14 protein-coding genes are annotated in these 22,994 nt (G+C 52.2%); 2 read left to right on the top strand and 12 right to left on the bottom strand.

What is annotated here, in order from left to right; all coding sequences use genetic code 11:
• Positions 1-4: 4 nt before the first annotated feature.
• From KK078_RS24865 to KK078_RS24845, 5 genes are all read right to left on the bottom strand, one after another.
• Positions 5-943 (bottom strand): PorP/SprF family type IX secretion system membrane protein, encoded by a 939-nt coding sequence (locus KK078_RS24865; RefSeq protein WP_254093039.1) that lies wholly within the window; start codon positions 941-943, stop codon positions 5-7.
• A 30-nt stretch (positions 944-973) separates the two neighbouring features.
• Positions 974-2,722 (bottom strand): T9SS type B sorting domain-containing protein, encoded by a 1,749-nt coding sequence (locus tag KK078_RS24860; protein WP_254093038.1) that lies wholly within the window; start codon positions 2,720-2,722, stop codon positions 974-976.
• 80 nt (positions 2,723-2,802) lie between these two features.
• Complete coding sequence (locus KK078_RS24855; protein WP_254093037.1) at positions 2,803-5,931, bottom strand: T9SS type A sorting domain-containing protein; 3,129 nt, start codon at positions 5,929-5,931, stop codon at positions 2,803-2,805.
• 972 nt (positions 5,932-6,903) lie between these two features.
• Positions 6,904-9,699 (bottom strand): outer membrane beta-barrel protein, encoded by a 2,796-nt coding sequence (locus KK078_RS24850; RefSeq protein WP_254093036.1) that lies wholly within the window; start codon positions 9,697-9,699, stop codon positions 6,904-6,906.
• 12 nt (positions 9,700-9,711) lie between these two features.
• Positions 9,712-10,449, bottom strand: coding sequence for a GLPGLI family protein (locus tag KK078_RS24845; protein ID WP_254093035.1), 738 nt, complete (start codon positions 10,447-10,449; stop codon positions 9,712-9,714).
• A gap of 256 nt (positions 10,450-10,705) precedes the next feature.
• Here KK078_RS24845 and KK078_RS24840 point away from each other — a divergent pair, with 256 nt between their 5' ends.
• Together KK078_RS24840 and KK078_RS24835 are read left to right on the top strand one after the other, a co-directional pair.
• Positions 10,706-12,253, top strand: coding sequence for a sensor histidine kinase (locus KK078_RS24840; protein WP_254093034.1), 1,548 nt, complete (start codon positions 10,706-10,708; stop codon positions 12,251-12,253).
• Entirely contained in the window at positions 12,250-12,933 is a 684-nt protein-coding gene (locus tag KK078_RS24835; RefSeq protein WP_254093033.1) for a response regulator transcription factor, read from the top strand. Before KK078_RS24840 ends, KK078_RS24835 begins: the two co-directional genes overlap by 4 nt.
• Positions 12,934-13,001: 68 nt before the next feature.
• Here the strand turns inward: KK078_RS24835 and KK078_RS24830 are convergent, their stop codons facing one another.
• The 7 genes from KK078_RS24830 to KK078_RS24800 form a co-directional block, all read right to left on the bottom strand.
• Positions 13,002-13,466 carry a nuclear transport factor 2 family protein gene (locus KK078_RS24830; RefSeq protein WP_254093032.1) on the bottom strand — a complete coding sequence of 155 codons (465 nt, stop codon included), beginning with the start codon at positions 13,464-13,466 and terminating at the stop codon, positions 13,002-13,004.
• 25 nt (positions 13,467-13,491) lie between these two features.
• The gene (locus KK078_RS24825) at positions 13,492-14,013 is read right to left on the bottom strand and encodes a YybH family protein (RefSeq protein WP_254093031.1); all 522 of its coding nucleotides are present in this window, start codon (positions 14,011-14,013) and stop codon (positions 13,492-13,494) included.
• Positions 14,014-14,081: 68 nt separating this feature from the next.
• Positions 14,082-14,903 carry a helix-turn-helix domain-containing protein gene (locus KK078_RS24820; protein WP_254093030.1) on the bottom strand — a complete coding sequence of 274 codons (822 nt, stop codon included), beginning with the start codon at positions 14,901-14,903 and terminating at the stop codon, positions 14,082-14,084.
• Positions 14,904-15,114: 211 nt separating this feature from the next.
• Positions 15,115-17,049 (bottom strand): glycoside hydrolase family 97 protein, encoded by a 1,935-nt coding sequence (locus KK078_RS24815; RefSeq protein WP_254093029.1) that lies wholly within the window; start codon positions 17,047-17,049, stop codon positions 15,115-15,117.
• A gap of 130 nt (positions 17,050-17,179) precedes the next feature.
• Entirely contained in the window at positions 17,180-19,585 is a 2,406-nt protein-coding gene (locus KK078_RS24810; RefSeq protein WP_254093028.1) for a sugar-binding domain-containing protein, read from the bottom strand.
• Positions 19,586-19,684: 99 nt separating this feature from the next.
• On the bottom strand, positions 19,685-21,247 hold the full coding sequence (locus KK078_RS24805) for a glycoside hydrolase (protein WP_254093027.1): 1,563 nt from the start codon (positions 21,245-21,247) through the stop codon (positions 19,685-19,687).
• Between the two features lie 65 nt (positions 21,248-21,312).
• The gene (locus KK078_RS24800) at positions 21,313-22,989 is read right to left on the bottom strand and encodes a RagB/SusD family nutrient uptake outer membrane protein (protein WP_254093026.1); all 1,677 of its coding nucleotides are present in this window, start codon (positions 22,987-22,989) and stop codon (positions 21,313-21,315) included.
• Positions 22,990-22,994 lie beyond the last annotated feature (5 nt).

Raw genomic sequence — 22,994 nt, 5'->3', positions numbered from 1 at the left:
AGCCTTATTCGATCGGGGTTTGCTTTTCTACCACGACGCGTTTCCTCGCGTGCAGCTTGCCAAGCCGGTAAGCCATCATGAGCTCATGAGATGTGCTTCCTTTAGCGCTTCGGTTGCCCGTGGTATAGTCAAAAGCGTAGCCTACGCGAAGCTTCTTTTCGAGTGCAGAAAATCCTACCAGGATGGTGGCCGCCTCCTCATGCCTGTACGACAAACCCGCCCAGAACACATCGACATGGTTTACCGTCGCGCTGCCCTGCACGGCAGTGTGATCCGTAGTGGTTATAACCTGCATGGCGGGCGTGAGTGTCCAGTCACGTGAAAGATCGATATGATACCCGGCGGTAATGATTATGCTCTTTTCATTCTCCAGCCCCAGGGTATTGTAGTCGGCTTGTGTAACCAGTCCTTTGGCAGAGACGCCGGCGTAGTATTTTGTATGATTGTACCACACGCCCAGCGTAACATTCGGCTTGGTTTCCGATTGTTTTCCCTCTTTTATAAACTCGTCGTCCGGGTGTTTAACGATATACTCGTCATAGTCGATCGACCGGGTGGCGATACCACCGCGAAATCCCAGCGCCAGCGTACTTTTGCTGGTTAACGAAATACTATAGGCGTATGAAAGCTCTGCCTGGAAGGTTGTAAGTGCAGCCGTCTTGTCACGTGACGCGAGCAAGCCAACGCTATGACCGGTACTATCAAGGTTTGCCGTTGCCGTCAGCAGTTGTGTCTCGGGCGCAGCGGTATTTCCGTTGTAATCTTTATAGCCCGACCATTGCGACCGGTGCAATACCGAAAAATTGTAAAGCTCGCCCGATCCTGTATAGGCGGGGTTGAAATAATAATTATTCAACATGTACTGGCTCAACACAGGCTGCTGCTGCGCCATACCGTTAAATACTGCCGTAATGAATAATGCTGCAAGTAGTAATTTTCTCATGTAACCTAGGTGACGTATAAACAGGGCGACTTACTTCATGATGTGAAAATATCCTTTATAGTCTTTGTCGATTTCTTTAAAGTGGAGTTCGTAGTAATACACGCCGCTTTCAAGGCTCGTACCAGTAAAGTCATCGTGGTAAGAAGACGTTTTGTAAACTTCCTGGCCCCATCGATTCATGACTTTAAGCTCAGCTCCGTATAAAAATGGTTCTATGTAGAGTTTGTCGTTCCGGCCGTCGCCATTCGGACTAATGGCGTTGGTAATGACAAGGTCTTGTGCATGTATCGTCTTCTCTACAGTGATCGGGCAGTTCCGGTCGTCGGTACCGCTCAGAACAACCGGGTATTGCCCCGCCTCGCTGTAAGCATGTGCCGGGTTTTCTTCCGACGATGTGGCACCGTCACCGAACGACCAGGTGAAGCCCTTACCGGTTCCGGTGGTATTGGTAAAGGTCAGCGGTACTTTTGTAAGCACCGGATCGTCCGATTCAACCGACGCGCTGCCTGCAGAAACGCTGAATTCCCCCGGGGTAAAATGATTTAAGATCACGTCCACGCTGTCTTTCTGCGTGCATTCCTGCTGTTGAATGGTCAGGACATACTGTCCGTCCAGTGTGGCGGTCAGGGTAGGTTGGTTGCTGGTCGATCCGTCAGGCAATTGCCATTCATAACTATCGGCACTGACATTGGCGGCTAACGGAGCGGAAGCCGCGCACACATCTGCCGTTTCCGGGAGGGACAACGTAGCGGGTATCACTACCCGAAGGGTATCTTTTACGATATAGTCAGCCGTCTCGATCTGTACGCCGTAGTCGCCAGAGGTGCTTGCCACAATCGAGGCCGTAGTGGCCCCCGTACTCCATCGGTACGTAGCCTGCGGATCTGCCACCGCAGCGCTAAGCGTTATAGACAACCCTTTACAGGAAGCATAGACGGTGTCGTTCTTCACATTCAGGGTGATTGGATTCCTTTCCAGTGTAAGGTTCTGAGCAATGGTATTGGTCACCTGCGCGGTGTAATGGCCCGCGTCTGCCAGCCCTATTGTCCAGGTATAATTTGCCTGTGTCGCACCCGGTAGGGCGACATTGTCTTTCAACCATTGATATTCGTTGGCCGATCCGGCAGTCGTCGCTTTTAGCGTGACCGAGGCCCCTTCCCGCACAGTTACTGTACTGGCGGTATAGATAGGAGCCTGAGGACTGTAGAACAGCCCGGGATACGTGGGATTATAAAAAGGCTCTATGTCGGCGAAGTCCAGTATGTTACCATCCATGAAGATCCCCCGGAGGCTCGAAGACTTTCCTTGCAGGGGAGCGACGCTTGTAAAGCCATTATCACTCAGTACCACATACTGTATCGCTGGTAAATCAAATAGAAATGAGGGCATTTCACCCGTATAGTCATTACCTGCCACGGTAAAAAATCCAAGTTTTGTTAATTTTTTAATGGAGATGGGAATAGTTCCCGACAGATGGTTCTCCGCCAGGGTTAGTGACACCAGCGAGCCGAGGTCGCCAATAGCGTCCGGAATCGCCCCCGTAAGGTTATTATTGAACAGATTTACATTGAGCACTACGTTGACATCCAATGTGACGCCATACCAGGTAGACACCTTTTTTCCTGGCTGAAGCCAATTTGTATTGTTCGTCCATGCAGGCCCTCCGGTAGCATTGTACAACGCCACCAGTGCCAGGGAATCCTGCACCTGCACCTGGGCGTTTGCCATTATCCCTACCAGTACTAAAATAACGATTGTTACTGATTTTCTTCCCTTCATACTTTTCGTGATAATCCCACTCCAACCGATAACGACCGGCTGAAGTGGGATTGTTGTTTTATTTAGAACGTCGCTGACTACTAATGCTTCACGACGAATTTATTGTGGAGTATACCCGATGCTGTGCGGACCAGAACGATGTAGGTTCCGTCCGGATAGTCACGAATATCCAGTTTTGTTTCCTTTTCTACTCCTGGCAGTGCCTTCGTCAACGTGCCCGAAGCGTTGTAAATAGTGACGCTTGCGCTCGCAACATTGTCCGGGAGCACAATATTGATATCATCCGCCGAAGGATTCGGGAATAGCTTCAGGCTGCTTCCCGATACACTTTCAGATTCAGATAAACCGGCTTGCTTGGCGATATTCCGGGCGCTCGTAGAGACGCGTGCGCTCGCAGACTGCGGCATAATGCCTCCTTCCGTACAAATATCCTCTGTGGGGGTGACCGTTCCGGGGATTGCGAGGGTTGTGGTACAACCACCATCATCGACAATAACAACGTATACTGTTTTTGTGCCGATCGTTGCCGCGGGACCAAACAAAGCGCTCTCCGTTGAAGCCGGCGTGCCTGTAACACTGCCAATGTACCAGGCGTAGCTTACCGGAGTACCGTTTGTAACGGTTCCCTCCATGATAGCATATCCTTTAAAGTTTGGAATCGTAAACACATCCACACAGAATTCCAATCCTCCGCGAACAACTTGTAATGTCCGTGCCGAACTGTTGCAACCTGCGACGCTGCCATTCGCGACTACTGAAATCTCGCCGGCGGTTGCCGCATCCGTCGACACTTGCGCGGTCAAACCGGTGGTTGTGATCGGGGGAGCATTCCATGCCGCCGGGAAGGTCCATGTGTAATTTTGAGCTCCGGGGACTTGCCCTGGTATGGAGAAGGTAACACTTTGAACTGCACCCTTACCGATACACGTATTGACTGAACTAGGATTGCCATCGAAAACATCGTAGCTGATTACACCCGGCTGGACGGGTGCCGGCGTTACTGTTATGGCCTGCTTGGCACTATTGGTACCGGTGTTACATCCCAACGCAACGACGCCTACTTCACCACCCGTACTGTTCGGAGTTACGTTGATGGAAGCGCTGTTGCTGGAACCGTCGACTACCCAGCCCGGAGGGAAGTTCCAGGCATAGCCGTTTGCATTGGCTACCGGTGTAACACTATACACCACGTTGCCTCCCGGCGATGTGATACAGATTGGACCTGTGATCGTGCCGGGTTGCGGCGGTCCCACGTTCACCGTCAATGCTTTAAACGCACTGTTAGCACCGCTACTGCAGCCCAGCGCCCGCACCCTTACATCGCCCGATGTATTGTTGGTAGGAGTAGCGGTAACCGTAAGCTGATCGGCGCTGACGGATTTCGTCCATCCAGCCGGAACCTCCCATTCGTAGCCGGTTGCATTGGCCACCGGGGCAATGTTATAGGTCATTCCGGTAGTGCCATACGCCACACATTCCAATCCTGTGATGTTACCCGGTAGCGGAGGGCCCATCGTCACGTCAAGCGTGGTTTCCGCACTGGTGGCGGCAACCGAGCATCCCAACGCGGCTACTTTCAGCTGACCATTGGTGTTATTGGTATTTACTGTCACACTGGTGCCATCCGTACCTCCCGTAACACTCCAGGTTTGAGGTATGGTCCATTTGTAACCGGTCGCTCGAAGTACCGGCGTTATGCTGTACGTAAGGGACCCCGTACCAAACGGTACACATGCGGTACCGGTGATCGCCGCCGGTTTGCCCGGGCCTACGTTTACCAGGAGGGAGCTGACTACCGGTGCCGTGCCGCAATTCCCTTCTATCGTCGCACGCACTTCTACCTGTCCGCTGGCGGGGATATTTCCAAACGCCGGAATGATATCAATGGACGCTCCGTTACCGGTGGTTACCGTCCAGGCTGCAGACGCAGGAATAACTTCCCATTTATAGGTATTGCTTCCACCACCCTGTACGCTATAGGTAAGCGGCGTGATAGCACCAAAAGCCACACACGTTGCTCCGGAGATCGGTGAAGCGACCGCCGGGTACCGGTTTACACCAAACGTAGAGAACTTGGTACCGCAGCCATCGTGCGAAGCCGCCACCGTAATGTTGCCGGGACCTGTGTTGTTGAATTGAATCGTTACCTGCGTTTTATCCGGGCCATTGGAAGAAACGATCGTCCAGTTGGCCGGCAATATCCAATTATAGCTGAATTTTCCATCCGGATTGTTGGTCACGGCAAACGTCGCCTGGGTACCGGTCACATCGCTCACGCAAAATGACTCAGAAGCAAACGTAGGCGCCGGGGCAGGAGCTTTCAATATTTTTGTCAGCCTGTTGCTCTGGCCGTTGCAGGCAGCACCCACCACGATGCTTACTTCCTGGTCAACAGAAGGGTCGTTTACCCGCAGAGAAATACTGCTTCCATCGGCACTGCGGTACAATTCCTCCAGGCCGGCGCTCAGCGTCCACGCGTAGTCGTTTCGCGTATCATACAATCCCAGGTAGGGTTTTACGCTGTAAACCAGGATATTGTCCTCTCCCAGCACAGAAGCGTCCATACAGGCGGGGCCGCCAAAGGTTTCATCGGGGGCAAGTGTAAAGGTCTTTTTGATCCTTATGCTTCTGCTGATGGCCGCGCAAAGCTCTGCGGTACAATCGTTATATACATACACCGTAAGCGATGAGTTACCTTCGTTGATCGATTCGACGGTTACTGTATTGGTATTCGCACCACTCAGGATCCGGGTATGCTGGCCTCCGTTTGTGATCCGCCAGATGTAATTCGCCCCGGGTATAGTGGGAATTGAATACGTTCCTGTCCCGTCCGACGCGATACAACTGATCCCATTTGAAAGGCCGGTGCCAGAGATATCACCTATGGGCAACGGATTTATCGTCACCGCCGCTCGCCCGACCACAACATCCGGATTGCTGGCCAGTGATATGAGAACTTCCCCGCTGCCGGAAGCAGCTCGTACGGTCAGTGTTCCCTGGGTGGTCACAAGCAGTGCTTTGTCGACACCATTGTCTCGGATAACAAGACCACCCGTCGTGGTGGCATAATAAAGCGCGCCGTTTACGGCTACATTGATTGTCGCAATACCACCACAGTCCACTCCTTGAGTGGCCGGCGTGACTTGCGCGGCAAGCTGCCCGGTGCCTATCAGCACTGGTAACAGTAGGATGAGTAATAACTTTTTCATTTGAGGAGGATTAGAATAGGTACACTTCGTCTAACATAATTATACTTTAGTTTAACATACAATACGCTATCGTTAGTAAGAACAACAGGAGATTACAAAAAACACACATGAACATCTCATCATAAAGTCAGTTCCGGCTGATCTTCATGACATAGCTGTACCTGTCGAGCACCGCTGTTTCTCAAGCGTCACATTTGACTATGTATTACCAAATCAAAAAGGGACTTTTCCGGCACTATCTATCTTCCAAATTACTGCTTAAAGTAAGGATGCATTTTCACAAGGCATCTTTTAACCAACCTACTGATCATTCATCAGCGATTATTACACAAATCTTACTTCGTCGCGTGATTCTTCTGTACTTATAAACTATAATCCAATTACCAGCCCTGACCAAAAAAAGTTTAGCATCAGCTATGCAATCTAAGTGTTGATCAAGAGTTTGGGGATTTTCATAGTAAATTGAAACATCTTCTTCGCCAGGTTGCCATTCACCAACAGTCTTTTCGCTAACTTTCTCATCAACCTTTTTTGACTCCGAATAGCCAAATATCAAAAAAAAAATAAACTAATACGAGTTAAGGAGATAAAATTGTTTACAAAAAACAAACCTCTCCATGTACTATAGTAGCCCGTTTTGTAACCAATTCACCTCTCCGATTTGCACTTTAGACCGTTATTATAATATTAGTCTCATAAAATTGTCACAATCTTGTGTGTAAACTTTTCTGTTCCAATTACCTATAGACTGTTATGCCAAAAAGGCTCTCTCGAACTGCCCAAAACGGCGCCACGCTTCCAGCCAAAGGATCCACCTCCGGGAATGTGCCACGCATATACCTGGCTGAACAATTGGCGCCGCTTCCGGGATGATCTAAAAAGCTTGCGGGTGCTGCTGAACCCCTGGTACAAACCACTTATTCATCGCCAGTACGTCCCGATAAATGCTTCAGGGAAGAAAGAGAAACGCATTTAAGGTCTGATGAATCTCATACCGCCCCCCGGGGGTGGACGCATGCCGCCCAGGGGGTTAAGCTGTTTGTTGAGGGAATAGATGAACGTTAGCATGTAGTAACGGCCGAGGGAATTGGTGACCTGCCGTTGAAAGTAGTTTACATCGGCGGTCTGGGATACGCCGGCGCTCTCATCGAGCAGGTTATTGACGGATAGTTTAAGCTCGCCGCTTTTGGCTTTAAGGATATAGCGGGAAATGGATAGGTTGAGAAAGGGTATTGCCTGGCGGTAATCGCTAGTTTTGCTTTCGTAAGTAAGATACTCCAGGGACGAGCTCAGCAAATACATGTTATCGAAGAGGTGAAGATTCCCCTCGGCAGTGTAGCTATTGTTATAATACAGCTGATTGGAGGCGGCATCGAACGCATAGGTAGTAGACTGACGACTGATGTTTGCGCCGAGACTGAAATCGAATATTTCCTTAAAGCGGTAATCGTAGCGGAAGCGCCCGCCGAGCGTATTCTGGGCGATGGTGCTTTGAAGATCGTCGATGACGTTCACGCCCTTTTGCCGCGAAGCCGTGGCCGTTATGCTGAAGCGGCTGTTGAGCCTTTGAATGGGGAATCCGACGGTTGCATTTCCGTTCAGACGCAGTGTATTGTCTACGTTTACGGGTTTTGATATCCGAATACTTTCTTCCGTGTATGCCTGTGAGTTGGTGATGGCGTTCTTTGTATACGTAATATCCGCAAAGCCGAAGAAGTTCACGAACGATGCCGGGTTGAACATCATGTAGTGGAGGCGTACGTTGTGCGCATAGGCTGGCCGCAGACCGGGATTGCCCACGAAAAGGTTGAGCGGATCGCTGTTGTCCACCACGGGCTGAAGCTGCTGTAAGGTCGGCTCCGTCACCGATGTTTCATAGTCGAACCGCAGATGCCGGGTAGACGTGAAATCGTAATTGAACCGCGCTACGGGCAGCACATTGCGATAAGACTTGGATAGGGTTGTACCGGACAGCTTCAGCTCGCCATCGAGAAATGTCTGCTGCACACCCGCCCCTACCGTTATCGTGTAGTCAGACCGGTTGAGGCGGAAGTTCAGCCCCCCGCGGTGGTATTGGTAGTTGCTGGTATACAAGTTGCTCAGGCTGTCGTTGGCTACGGGCTCGCCACTGTTCACGTCGAATACGTTTTTCCTGACGTCGTTCCGGTTGGCCCGGTAGCTATAGTTTGCTTCCAGGTATTTGCGCCCCCCCAGCGGTTCTGTATACGACAATGTACCGCTGTAGGTAAGGGTGTTGGTGGCCAGGTCGTTGGTTTGCAACGTCTGCACGCCTCCCTCCGACTGTGTGTAGTAGTTGGTAAGGGCATCGATGCTGCCCCTGCGATCCGTATCGGTTACATTCAACTGCGCATTTACCGACAGGGTACGTCCTTTCTTTGCAAAGCGATGACGCCATAGCAACGAGTTGTTTGCCGTAAGCGATGTGCCATCGGCAACGGTTCGTGTGTTGTTGTCATTCAGAAGACTTCCGTCCGTAGCCTGGTTTTCGCTCGTGCTGGATTCATTGGTATCGGTTTCGTTGTATGTCACATTCGTTGTGAACTTGAGCGAGTTCAGAGAATCGATTTTATGATCGATGATCGCGTTCAGACGATGGTTAGTATTCGTATTGTTCTGACGGCTGTTCTGGTTGAAGGTGAGGTCCCCGCTGGGAGCGAAGTTGATGCGCTCGGTAGTCTGGAGGAGGTTATGGTCCAGGTGATTATAGAAGTAGCTGGTGCTCAGTTCCGTATTTCTGGTAAGGTTCTTATTATAATTTACGCCCCCCGCATAGTTCGTCATCATGCCGCTGTTGCGTCCTCCGGGGTTGAGCGATACGCCGGACGGGTTATTGGGACTGATCGTCATCCGCACAACGCCACCCCCACCGGCGGCCATTTGCTGCGAGCCACCGGTAAAGCTCATGTAGTCGTCTATGCCGAAGCCCTGTTCGTTTATGTTGTTGGCCATGCCGAGCAACGACAGTTGCTCCTGTTTGCGAAAGCGGTTGAGGCTTGCTCGTGCCTGGTACCGGTCGTTTGTTCCGACTCCACCCATCAGCGTACCGAAAGCGCCATTCCGTTTTTCTTCTTTGAGCGCGAGGTTGATGGTCTTTTCGCGCTGGCCGTCGTCTATCCCGGAGAATACGGCCTGGTCGGATTTTTTATCGAATACCTGCACTTTGTCGATGGCATCGGCGGGCAGGTTTCGTGTGGCGAGCTTGGGATCCGTGCCGAAGAATTCTTTGCCGTCTACCGTAATGCGTTTTACCTGCTCGCCCTGGGCACGTATGGTACCATCGTTGTCAACTTCCACACCGGGCAGTTTTTTAAGCAGATCTTCTACAACGGCATTCTCATTCGTTTTAAAAACGTTGGCGTTAAATTCTATCGTATCGCGTTTTACGCGTACGGGGGCATCGTCTTCCACCGTTACTTCGCCAAGCTGTCGTGCCTGGGGTTGCATACGCAGATCGCCGACATCCACCTCGTTCCCGCTGGAGGGAGAGATCTTCTGCACGAGCGTGGCATAGCTCAGGTAGGTGATCTTGAGTATATATTCCTGGCGGGCAAGATTCCGTATTTCGAAAGCGCCGTCAGCAGCGGTCATATCGAAATTTACGAGCGATGAATCTTTCGCGCTCAGGATCATAACGGTCGCCGATGGCAGCGCAGTCCCCGTGGTGTCTTTCAGGTGCCCTTTTACCGTGAGCTTCTGGGCGATGCCGATGTGGCTAACAAAAAAAAGCAGGTATAGAAATCGTTGCATAATTGAATACGATCAGGGTCTGGAGCCTGGGGCACCGGGGCCTCTGCCCGTCCGCTGCATTTGCTCGTGGGATATTTTCTGGAATTCGGCTTGCGTAATGCGCTCGCCACCGGTGGGCGCTTTCAGCTCATTCTTTTTTAACGGGCGCAGGACTACCTGTTGTGCGGTAATGACCGTTTCACCACCGTTCACATCTACCTGCAGCACGCCACCGGGCAATGAATTGAAACGCTCGGGGCCGAGAAACGGCCGCAGCTTGTCTGTATACCAGGCTACGATCTCCTGTTTGCGCGCTTCGTTATAATAGGTGGCCTGCCGACATGTATACCCCAGGATCGTTTTTGTTCCGGCGCCTAATTTCCAGGGCAGCACCAACAATGAATCCTGTACCAGGTACTTCTTTCCCATAATGTCCTGCTGAACGATGGATGCAGCCGTTGCCTGGTCGGTATAATATTCACCTTGTGGCCTTCTGAAACGCATGCGCATGCCGCCGCCGTCGGCTTCGAACTCATCTTCATCCTCTTCCACAGGTTTGTAAAGCGAAGCAGTCTCGTTGAAGAAGAGCTCTTCCTGGTGTACGTTGAATTCGGGAATTGCATCTTTCATGGCTTCACGGTCGGGCGGCAGGCGGCGATGCAGGTTTATTTTTACCTCATATCGTATTACACCGGCAGAGGTCTGGCCGAAACCGACGTGCGCTCCGGCAAGCGATGCCAGGATACTACTGATAATGATTACTTTCTTCATACGGTCCAATGGGTTTGCGTTAGCTGGTCGTCGAATTCAATGGTAAAGCTACCGTGCGGAGGGGTTCTGCACCGTTAATAGGTCTGAATGGATTGTTAATTAAGGTTAAAGCCGTTCGTTACGCCGGTGGATCGCATTACCTTTGCATAACCGATGCGTCGCCGCTTTAGGGTGTTATGGCGGCACGATGCAACGGTTGGTATCAATATGACCGGGCAGGAAAACTTTGGCCATCGAACAGGGAGCGCGAAAAAACATGAAGCAAAACAAGAACATCGTAACCATAGCGCTGATGATCTGCAGTCTTGCGCTGCTGGTCATCCTGCAAATTTTCTGGCTGCAGAGCTCGTATGAAAAAGCATTTCATAGCCTGCGACGCGAAAGCAGCATGATTTTCAGGACTACCGTCATAACGCTCCGGGACTCGCTCTTTATGCGCAGCGTAGAAATCCTTCCGGCAGATTCACTGCCACGTTCGGTAGAATATGGTTTAACAGGCGACTCGGCACGGCCGGCACTCGCGTATCGGGCCAATCACATAAAACACCTTCGCGACAATGACGAACGCGGCGAGGTAGCGATCTATACGGCCATCTCAACCGGCGATTCCATCAGCCCGGACATGCTTCGGCCGATTGCGGGGCGCCTTCAGACGATCCGTGGTGAAATGAGGGCCGCCCCGGGCAAGAGTTTCATCGTACGCCTCACCACCGACACATTGAATATGGACACGCTCCGTATGCAATACCGCGAAGCGCTCGGCAAGGCCAACATACACACGCCTTTCACGATACGCCATGCAGTTACAGCTCCCCCGGAGCATGGCCGGCACCCAGGCCCCTTCGGATTTACCAGCGAGTTTGAAACAGCGCAGGAAGCCGGGCAACGAAGTGAAAACGCTCTGTACGCCGACTCTCTCACGCTGGATGCCGTACGCACCAACCCGGTAAGCCGATACACGGCATCGCTGGCAAATGTACGAGGCGTCATCCTGGCGCAGATAACACCACAAATTCTGTTCGCTCTTTTCCTGACGCTGCTTACGGCTACGGCATTTCTGGTGATGTTCCGGAACCTCCGGGCGCAGCAACGTCTCATGGAGGCCAAGAACGACTTTATCAGCAACGTTACGCACGAGCTCAAAACGCCGGTAGCTACGGTCAGTGTGGCGCTCGAGGCTTTGCGGAACTTTCATGCGATCGACAACCCCACGCTCACGCAGGCCTACCTGGACATAGCACAACATGAATTGAACCGGCTGACGGTGATGACGGATAAAATCCTGGAGACATCGGTTTTTGAAACCAACGGTGTCGACTACCGCCCCGAAAGGATAGACATGGATACCATCACGCAACAGATCATAGTCTCGATGAAGATGGTTTTTGAAACCCGCGGAGCGACGATACATTATAATAAAGAGGGAAACAACTTCGTGCTGCACGGGGGCGCCATCCACCTCACGAATGTCATCTATAACCTCATTGACAATGCGTTGAAATACAGCGCCAAAAGTCCGGTGATCACGGTGTCGCTAAAAAATGCGGCAGATTCAGTAAGCCTGTCCGTAAAGGATGAGGGACTGGGTATTGCTGCGGAATACCAGAAAAAGATCTTCGAGAAATTTTTCCGCATACCCACGGGCGATGTTCACAATACAAAGGGTTATGGACTGGGGCTCCATTATGTGGCGAGTGTAATCCGCAGCCACGGTGGTCGTATCGACCTGCAGAGCAAGCCCGGCAAAGGAAGCTGTTTTACCATTATCCTTCCCCGGCAAGGTGCAACGGCATTATTATCATGAGCAAGGTCAAAATACTCTACGTGGAAGACGAGCCATTCCTGGCCCGTATTGTAAAAGAAAGCCTGGAAAGCCGCGATTTTGAAGTGACGATGGTGGACGACGGCAAAGATGCCATGGCCCGGTTCCAGTCACTAAAGCCCGACATCTGTGTGCTCGATGTTATGCTGCCCACCAGGGACGGTTATACGCTGGCCAGGGAAATGCGCCGGCTGGCGCCATCGCTGCCCATCATTTTCGTTACCGCCAGGATACAAACAGAAGATCTGCTGAAAGGTTTTGAAGCCGGCGGCAATGACTATATACGCAAACCGTTCAGCATGGAAGAGCTTATTGTTCGTATCACAAACCTGCTGCAACTTACGCAATCGCAAAAGACCACGACACAGGAGAACATTACCATCGGCCGTTACGAGTTCCTGCCACTGCGGTATGAGCTGCGGTATGATACGACTATAAAAAAACTCTCGCATCGCGAGTCTACCCTGCTGCAAACCCTGATCGACAACAAGAACGCCACTGTACTTCGCAAAGACATTCTCATGAAATTGTGGGGCGACGATTCGTTTTTTAATTCGCGCAACCTGGATGTGTACATTACCAAGCTGCGCGATTACCTGAAGGAAGATCCATCGGTCCAGATCATCACGATCAAGGGTATCGGCTACCATTTTGCCGTGTAGCGGCGACGGCGACTTAATTCGCGCCCCGATCCGGATCTTTTAATCAACGTCCGTGACTGCTATTTCCTTCACAGGACTGTCGGCGTAAGTTGTTGCACGAACTTGTCGTGGTCCCACAACACACGCAGCTCGGTCACGTGCGACAGATCGTCGAATTTGAAAATAAAGATGTGTTCCGAATCAAACCGAAGGCCATGCGCGGGGATGCCGGCAAAGTCCTTTCGTTGCGTGCCGAAAATAGATACCCGGCATTTCACGGCATGCTGCGCCTCGATCCATTCCAGCGATGTTACCGTGTTGTCGAGGTCGGGAAAACAATCCATCAGTGCGGTCCAGATGTTTTTGCCAAGCTCGTGAACAAGACCCGTACCGGCCTGATCCAGCGGCTCGAAGTAAACGATGCTTTCAGGGGTGCACAGGTTCAGCATCCGTTCGATATCCATTTCCTGGTAGGCGGAAAAGAATTCGATACAGGTTCCTTTCATTTGCAACACGGAAGTTGCTTCCTGCTGGCTCGTTTTTGTTTCATTCATACGAGAGGTTGTTTTTATATTCTGCTTAGTTCTTTGCCTGTTTCGACTCGCCGCTGCCGTCGAGGAGCCACCCTGCGTATACGATTTTCCAGCGTCCACCCTGTTTTTCAAGTATACGGGTTTCATAACTCAGACCGGGCATATCCATGGCTGCCTCGCCTGTATCGGTACCGTATTGCTCGAAGGTTACCCAGGCCATGTTTCCGGAAACACGTATGTTCATATTTTCACGGCGCACCTGTTGGCGGTTCTTTTCAGGATTGTCTGTAATAAGCTTCTCCATCCGGCCGCCGATAACCGACCACCCTTTCATGACAGTTACTCCGCCACGCTGCCACCATCCCACCACACGCACGTAGTCGCCGTGCGCCCATTGGTCCGCGAGGGCACTGAAGTCTTTATCCCAGAAAGCTTCGGTTTCGGCAATGATCACCTTTTTAATAGCATCCTCGTCTGCGCTGACACGTGCCGCCGGTCGATCCGGGACCATAAAAGATAGTGCAGCAAAAGTTGCCGCCACAATCACTTTAACCAGTAAAATCTTCATGAGCCTTGTTTTTTTAAACAAAGCTATGGAACGCAAACCGGCGACGATAGTAAAAATGCGGTCGGGTATTATTCTTTCTTTTTATCCAGTAGCCGCGTAAGCTCAGCGTGTTCCTGCAGGTAGCGTCCCGGACTCAGATCGTTCAGGGCCTTAAAATCTTTGATGAAATGGTTCTGATCGTGAAAGCCTCCCTGAAAAACCATGTCCTGCCAATCGACGCGCGAAGCATGGGCCACCTGGTTCGAAATAGGCGCCATCCGCACAATGCGACAATATTGTTTGGGTGTAAGCCCCGTCTTTTCGAGGAATTTACGTTCAAGGTGCCGGCGGCTTACACACAGCTCTTCCATAAGGCGCTCGACGGTTATATTACCCGTATTCTCCAGGATAAGCGCTGCCGCCATATCGGCGACATTGACTCTTTTCTCATGGCCCTCCAACCGCGTCGTAAAATATGTGTTTAATGCATCAAGTCTTCCGGCTACATCCGTGGCAAATTTCAGGGATGTATGAAGCGTCCCCGTCTGGTCACCCAGCAGAGCATCGAGGTTTATACGTTTGTCGACTACGGCGCGCATGGAAAAATCGAACAGCGTGGCAATGGCAGTAGGTTTAAACACAATACCCACCTGGCGCACGTTCCCCGAAAGCCGTATGCGATAGTTTTTTGTTTGCTGTCCCGCCAATATGCAATCCGGTAAGGTCTGAAAGTCCTTTTCGGCCGCTGTGCGCACAGCATACGGATCGCCCAGGTTAAAAATGATGGCTGCGTAGCCACTCGGCGGCGACTGGATGATCCGCATTTCACCCTGGGTATAGGCAAGGTCATAATAGCACACAATGAACGGTTCCAATATCGGGCGGGGGCCATATTTCTGATAACTGAGCATATCTGCTGCTTACATAGGCAAAAGAAAGATAGCAAAAGTTACGGGATAATCGCCGCGGGCGGAGTCGACCTGACTGTACGATTGTCGAACTATTTTATAGTTGAATTAAAGCATGCCAATTCGATAATAACTTGATTATAAGCATTTTATCATAGACAGATATTACCCACAGCAAAGACGCCGAACCGGCGCGGCTATGCCTTTTTTACGATCACTCGAGTACTATGACAAATCCACCATTTGCCGGGAGCATAAGATCCCGCTTCTTCTCCTTCGAAACGTTAAATTCATCCTTTGAAAACAGGGCACCATTTCGTCCCTCCGTGTAAAGTGTGGCCTTGCCTTTTTTGAAGAAAGCCAGGTCAAGATTCATCTTCCGCTCCGTTGTGTCTCCATTAATGCCCGCAACGTACCAATGCTTGCCGCTTCTTCTGGCAATCACGACATACTTTCCGGGATAGCCGTCTATAAAAGTTACATCATCCCAATGGTCAGGCAGGGTCCGCAGGAAATTCTTTACGTCATCCGGTACTTCTGCCATTCCCTCCGGCGACTCCGCATAGTGCTGAATCCCGGACAAAAACAAAACCGACAACGCGAGTTCGAATGCCGCCGAAGTTTTTCTCGTACATTGACTATGGGTGAGCTTATTCAAGTTCATGGGCGTGAAGTCCATGGGATCATAGGCATTGCGTGTGAAGGGCAGCATGGCGCAATGATTCGCCTGCACATCGGCGTGATGCTGGCTGAACGTGACCATCTCCATGCCCAGTACTGCTTCTGCGGAAACCAAATTAGGATAGGTACGATGCCAGCCTCTCGGAAGCGTAGCGCCGTGAAAATTCACCAGCAATTGATACGCTGCCGCATCCTTTAAAATATCCAAATAATATTTCATCACGCTTTGACCGTCGCCGCCAAAGAAATCTACCTTTATGCCTTTGATACCCATACCTTGAATCCGTGAAAATTCGTTTACCCGGTCTTCATGCGTAAGGAGACGATTTTTGGGATGATACTCCACCGTATTCCAGTCTCCGGCAGAGTTATACCATAGTATAATCCCGACATTCTTTTTTGCAGCGTAATCGCTTAAAAATTTTATACTGTCATATCCGATTTTTGTATCCCAGTCTACGTCGATCAGGCAATACTGCCAATGCATATTCGCCGCATAATCGATATATTTTCTTTGTTCCTGAAAAGTAATATTTTCATCCTTGCTGTTAATCCAACTCCAGCTGGCTTTCCCTGGCTTTACAAATGATATATCTTTTAACACGTTCGGCCGCGCGAGGTCTGTACCGAGTGTAGATTCCATGATGCTTTTAAGGCTACCTACCGCAATAATTCTCCAGGGGGTATACCACGGCTGATTGTTCACGGGCAGATAACCACCGCCCGTATACACCTCTTTGGGATCGGGCATGCCTATGCGATAGATACTGCTCAGGGAGTCGTTTATCAACCTGCTGGCACAGTAATGTTCATCTACACCGGCTTCGGTTATCAACGCCCAGATGGCGTTTGTTTTGAAAAGGGCAGGAAAGACCCATCCGGAATGAAAAGGAGGCATGGTGCCTGCCGGTATATCTTGTTCATAATGCTCCTCGTAGCTCGGATAGGTGTGATTCCATCCCTCCTTGGCCTTGCTCATGGGTTGTAGCCATGCCCTGGCCGCTGTGCTGAAGTGAAAGGACGTTGCTTCGCGCTCAATGACCTGCTCCTGATTGACCCACGGAAAATAATATCGAAAGGCAAGACCGTCTGCCGACAGCCGGAAGATTATATCCATCTGTTTCCCTTCCGCATTGGCAAATGAAACTATCAACTGCTTCGCCTCATAGTGAATGTTGCTTTTTTTTGCATTTACCATTTGATAGTCGTCCTTTACGAGCAGGGGATCCGACGCGGAGAGCAATTTCATTCCTTGTGAGAAATTATGCTCTTTCATCACAATCCCAAGCGTGGAAGGTTCAAGCACCCTTACCCCCGATTTCGTCAGGTCATATCGTATTTCGCCCGACTCCGAGAGCGACAATTTCAACTGCAGCAACTTGTCAGGGCTTTCCAGCCGGACTGCTTGTTGTGCCTGAACCAACCCGGCAAAGCACAGAGACAACAACAGTAGTATTCTTCTATACATCAAGCTAAAGGTTAATGTTCTATTATTTTGAAGTGGTAATCCTCAACACTAATATCATTAAAAATTACCTTGTTTTTAAATTACCAGCGCGTCACCTTTGACGGCTTGTGGCTGTACATGATCTTCAAGCCTATTTTAACGTTAACACAGCCACGGCTTCATTCAGTCCAGGCGCCGAAAGAATAACCTTTACCGACCCTGGGGTTTGCGCCTGGATATATCCCAACCACCTGCCACAGTAGGCTTTTCGCTTGTTACCCTTATAATCTTCATGACTGGCCAGGTCGCCACTTTCAAGGCCGATAAGCCTGGCAGGCCCTTCTATTCGGCAGCTAACTTCGTGCGACGACGACGGCACCAGGTTTCCCTGGGCATCCGTTACCTCCACGACAATGTGAGCAACCTCGCGACGGGCAGCGGACAGGATGGCTCGATCCACTGTCACTTTCAACTGACTGGCGGCACCGGCTGTTTGAAGCGTATAACGGCCTGTCTCCTTGCCTTTAGTATAGGCCACGAGGGTGGCAGTGCCGGGCCGGTAGGCAACTTTCCAGCGAGCGATCTGCTGTTCACTTTCCAGCAGCGGCTTCCGGCCAACAACGTGACCGTTTATAATCAACGCTGCCTCGTCGGCATTGGTATAACCCAGCACGGTGAGCGAATCACCCATCGTCCAATTCCAGTGGGCGGCGGCCGACCCGCCCTGGCGCCGCGCTCCGTCATGGGAAATCTTCGCGGCCGCCAGGTATATCACCGGCTCATCGGTCCACAGGCTTTTGCGATAGTAATACTCCGGCTTCGGAAAACCGGCCAGGTCTACCAAGCCTGCACCACTGCCACGTACAGGCCAGGCGCGGGCTTCGCCGAGAAAATCGATACCAGTCCACAGAAACTGGCCGGCGATGAAGTCATTCTTCACCACCGCCTCCCAGGCGTCATATCCCTTGCTGTTTTCACTACCATAAATAATCCGTTGGGGATATTGAGCATGATCGTCGGCATAGCGGTACTCCTGGTAGTTATACCCCACCAGGTCGAGCGCTTCCGGATACGTCGTGAGGTTGGACATCACCACTCCCGCCAGGGCCGCCGTCACGGGGCGGGTAGTGTCATATTGCTTTGCCACCCCTGCCAGGTGCGCAGCGATCTCGCCGAGGCGCCGGGCGGACGGATTGCCTGCCTGATAACCCTTTCCATAAATCTGCGGGTTGCGCCCCGTGTTGAGAATTTCGTCCGTATAGGGGTCGTTAGGGTAATCAATCTCATTGCCAATGCTCCACATCAAAATGCATGTGCGGTTACGATTTCTCAGGATCATGTCGCGCACATCGCGGTCAGCCCACTCCTCAAAGTTTTTGCTGTAGCCGTCCTTGCCGGGCGCCCCAACGTTCCAGCCCTTGATCCATTTGTTTTTACTTACCTCCCACTCGTCAAAGGCTTCGTCTTGTACGATCAGGCCGAGCTTGTCACACAGGTCGTAAAGGTAATCCTGGTGTGGATTATGGCTCATGCGGATGGCGTTGCAACCCATGGCTTTGAAGAGCCGGAGGCGCCGCTCCCACACATCGGCGGGAACAGCCGTGCCAAGGGCGCCCGCGTCGTCGTGAATACACAGGCCTTTGAGTTTGACGTTGCGGTCGTTCAGAAAGAATCCTTTAGCGGCATCAAAGCGGAAGCTGCGGAAACCGACGGTCTCCGCTACCGTTTCTGTCTCCTTTCCGTCTACAGACAACGTTGTGCGCAGCGTATAAAGTGTTGGGTCCTCCGGCGACCACAGCGCCGGCTTGTCGACGTCTAAGTCCATCGTGACATCGCCGCCTGTCGCAATAGCGCGACCGGAGCCCTCGCCACGGCTTACGATCTTACCGGCCGCGTCGACCAACTCGGCAGTTACACGCACAGCCACGGGGTTCTTTGTTTCGTTCTCAACATGCACTGCCACGCGGGCCAGTGCACGGGTGGCAGACACCTCCGGTGTCGTAAAGGCAATACCCCACACCCCAATGTGTACCGGCGCCAAGGCCAGCAGGTATACGTTTCGGTTGATACCCGAACCACTATACCAACGGGAGTCGCCAAAGTCGGTATGATCTACCTTCACGGCTACGACATTTTCGCCCTGCTTATTCAGGTGCGGCGTAATATCGTAGTAAAACGAAGCGTAGCCGTTGGGACGTTTACCGAGGTGCTGACCGTTGATCCACACGTCACTGTTTTTGTATACGCCGTCAAAGTACAGGTACAGCCTCTTGTTCTGTTGTGTCGGAACAAGATGGAACGTTTTACGGTACCACCCAATCCCCGCCGGCAGGTAACCTGTTCCGCTGGCCCATTCTTCGCTGAAGGGGCCTTCGACACTCCAGTCGTGCGGAAGTGAAAGCGCGCGCCAGGAAGCATCGGTGGTCGCGGGTTTCTCCGCGCCGGCAACATCACCTTTGTGAAATCTCCAGCCCTCATTGAACAACACGCCCCGGCCCTGCTGCGCACAGAGCGGTATAGCGAAAATTAGGGTGGCAAACAGCAGGAAGATTGACATCGCAGTCAGGTGTTTATGGGATAGAATAGGCATTATAAGATATCGTTCGTTTTATATCGACTCAAATCATTGTTCTATGGCACGCGTCCGTCGTTCATATTATTCCAGCGTGCTGACCAGCGTCACGACAGACCGGCCAGGGATGGTGACAGGCTCGTGACCGTCTTGCACAGGTTGTGGTTTCAGATCGTCACCGGCGTCGGCCGAAGTAACGTAGGCGATAACCGGTACGTCCGCATGCCCCTCAACCGATAGCTGCAACGGTACTTCGTCCCGGCCATAGTTCACGACCACTGTAATGAGTTTGTGTGTATCGTCGTGCACATACGCAGACACCAGCAGCCCCTGGACATTGTCGATCGCAACATCGGCCGACGATACAACTACCCGTACCGATCCCGGCCTCACAAAGCGGCTGAAGTTACCCAGCGCCCACAATAGCTTGGTGTCTTCCACCGTACCGTTGGCTTTGTTTTTCTCTACATATATCAGGCCGTCTTTATAGTCGTATGCCGACAGCGACGTCCACCAGTGCCATGCAGAAGCGTTGGCAACGGTCAGGTCGTGATGAACGAGACGCGCCACATACAGCGCCGTCGCCATACTGCGGTCCTTGCCGGGTCCGGGTATCTCTTCTTGCTCACCAAGCACGCAATATTCACTTTGCCAGAATTCCAACGGTGTGGGTGAAGCCTTTACCTTGGCGTCCACCGCTTTGCGGACGGAAAGCATTTGGTCCATCGGCGCCGACGTGAAGTAACTGTGGGCGGAGATGACCTTATCGACCGACTTCATGTTGCCTACGTACCGCGGTGACGTCGGCGAAAAGAAATCGTCCACCTGGTTTCCACGGGTGGGCTTGTCGGCTGCTTCATACAGGTAGTTGATTTTGCCCGCTTCGGCCAGTTGTATTTTGACGGCGAGACCCTCGGCGATCAATACCGAGTCGAGCTTGCGGGTTATGTCGTATATCTCCTGGTTGGTATAGGGACTTCCCTCCTGCCCGTTACCTGTCCAATCCCACTGTGGCTCGTTAAAGGGGCTGAGATAGTTAAACGTCGTTCCCTGGTCGCGGAAGTGTTTAACGACCGTGGCCAAAAACACGGCATAGTCGCCATACCGGGCGGGCAAGATGTTGGCCTGTTCACCGTTGTCGGAGTAAGCTTTGCCGTTGCGGGTGAGTTGTACCGGGGGACTATTCACAAACGCGACAAACCGATCCACCCCGTGCTGACGGGCGGCTTCCAGAAACCACTGCTGCCCGGCCTGCCGCGTCCAGGTATAGCTCCCGTCGGTATTGAGAAAGCCCTCCGTACGACGCCATTCATCGCCGATATTATTCTGGGCCGCGCTGCCGGCGCCGATGTTGAAACGCCACAGCGACAAGCCAATGCCCCGGGGCTTTCCGTTGGCGTCTTCGTCCATGCTGAATAACCAGTCGGCTACCTGTTGGCGTTTGTCGTCGGGCCATTGGCCTACAAACTGGCACGCCCAGGCGTCCGACCCGCCAAAATTATGAATGATCTGCCGGCGATCATCTACATGTACGGTTACAACGCGCGCTTCGGTCGTGACGGTAGCCGAATCATTCCGCGAGCAGGCCGTCAAAAGGACCACCAGCGCAAGGCGCCAGCGTCCGGAGTGTGTAAAGAAAGATTGCATGGATAGTATATATCTTCAACATCGATTCCGGAAGCAACATGCTTCCGGAATCGATAATACAATGACTAGTAATGTGGACTCTGATCCAGGCGATCGCCGGACGATTGAATCTCCGCGCGGGGAATGGGGAGCCAGTAATGTTTTTCCTCGAACTTGCGTCCATCGAGCGCTACTACCTTCTGATATGTCAGGACACTACCGCTTTTGGTGATTGATACACCGTAGGCAGGTTCGTTCTCCGTGTCCATAGCGATCATCCACCGCCGCACGTCGTAAAAGCGATGCTCTTCGAAGGCAAGTTCCACCTGACGTTCGTGGCGAATGGCGTCTCGCATACCGTCCTGGTCGAGTCCCGCCGGCAGGTCAGGCATATCCGCACGCTGGCGTATGAGGTTGATCGCGTCATACACCGAGGCGTCGGGACCGGCCACTTCGTTTTGCGCCTCCGCGTAGTTCAGCAATACCTCGGCATACCGCAGGTAGATCCACGGCTGTGTGCCGGCAACGTCCCATGGGTTTTGGATAGGCAGTGCATCGTTCAGGAATTTCTTCAGGTAATATCCCGTCTTCGAAGCGTTCCAGTTGTCCTGACCGTCTTTGCTGTCTTTACCGCCGGGCAGGAAGGTTTCGATCTCACGGCCGCGGTAGTCCGAACCGTTGTGCAGAATGCTGGCATTGAAACGCGGGTCACGGTTGGCATAGGGGTCGGCTTTATGCGCAGTGTTCTCCCAATCAAAAGGCACCGCCGTGGTCGCATCCACCTTCACTTCGTAAGCATCCACCAGATTTTGTAGCGGCGAGTTTCCAGCCCAGCCCCCGTATCCGTTCGGGCCGTTGGAAATTTCGAGGCAAACATGGCGCGCGCCGACGGCATACAGCCGCTCGAAGATAATCTCGCTGCTGGAAGGCGACAGGAACAACGAGCGATAGTCGGGGTGCAGCGAATAGCTCAGTTCCATCACATCCTGGGCCGCGTCGGCCGCCGCCTGCCATGTGCCGACGTTGTACAACGGACTGGCCGCATACAGCAGCATTCGTGCTTTCAACGCCAGCGCCGCGCCGCGCGTAGCCCGGCCAAGTTGCCACGTAGAATTGTTGACGGCCGGTAACCCCGCCGCCGCCTCGTCCAGTTGGGCAACAACGTACTCCACGCCCTGGGCAATAGTCGATTTTTCAAACAATCCCTCCGCGGCCAGGTCATCGGTGAGGTTATAGACCTTGTCGCCCATCAGCACCACCGACCCATAATTACGCACAAGATCGTGGTAGCGATACGCGCGGATAAATTTCAGCTCGGCCGTAAGCCAGGCCTTGTGAGAAGCGCTCATCTGTACCTGGTCGATCACGCTCAGCGCGTAGTTGCACTCGCGAATACTGCGGTAGCTGCGAGCCCACAGCGTACCGGTAATACCCAGGTTTTCCGGCGCCAGCTGCCCACGTTGCACAACCCAGGTGTTGTCATCGTTGTTGTAAATGGCTTCATCGGTAAGCGACGCCCACAGGGCGTATTCAAAGCCGCGTCCGAAACCAGGCGGTGTACCTTCGGCTTCTTTTTCTTGAAGGCGTACACCCATATAGCGGTTTATCACAAAATCTTCGAACAGCGACGAGTCGTTCACAATCGGGCTGTCGCCGATACGGTCGGTCGCCTCGACATCCAGCAACCCATCGTTGCAGGCACCCGCCAGGCAGGCAAGGGCCGCCAGGGCTACCGGGTATATATACTTTTCTTTAATGTTCATAGTCA

This window comes from Dawidia soli, assembly GCF_018598185.1.
GTDB classification, from domain to species: Bacteria; Bacteroidota; Bacteroidia; order Cytophagales; family Cyclobacteriaceae; genus Ohtaekwangia; species Ohtaekwangia soli.
This window is presented reverse-complemented; position numbering and strand designations above follow the sequence as displayed.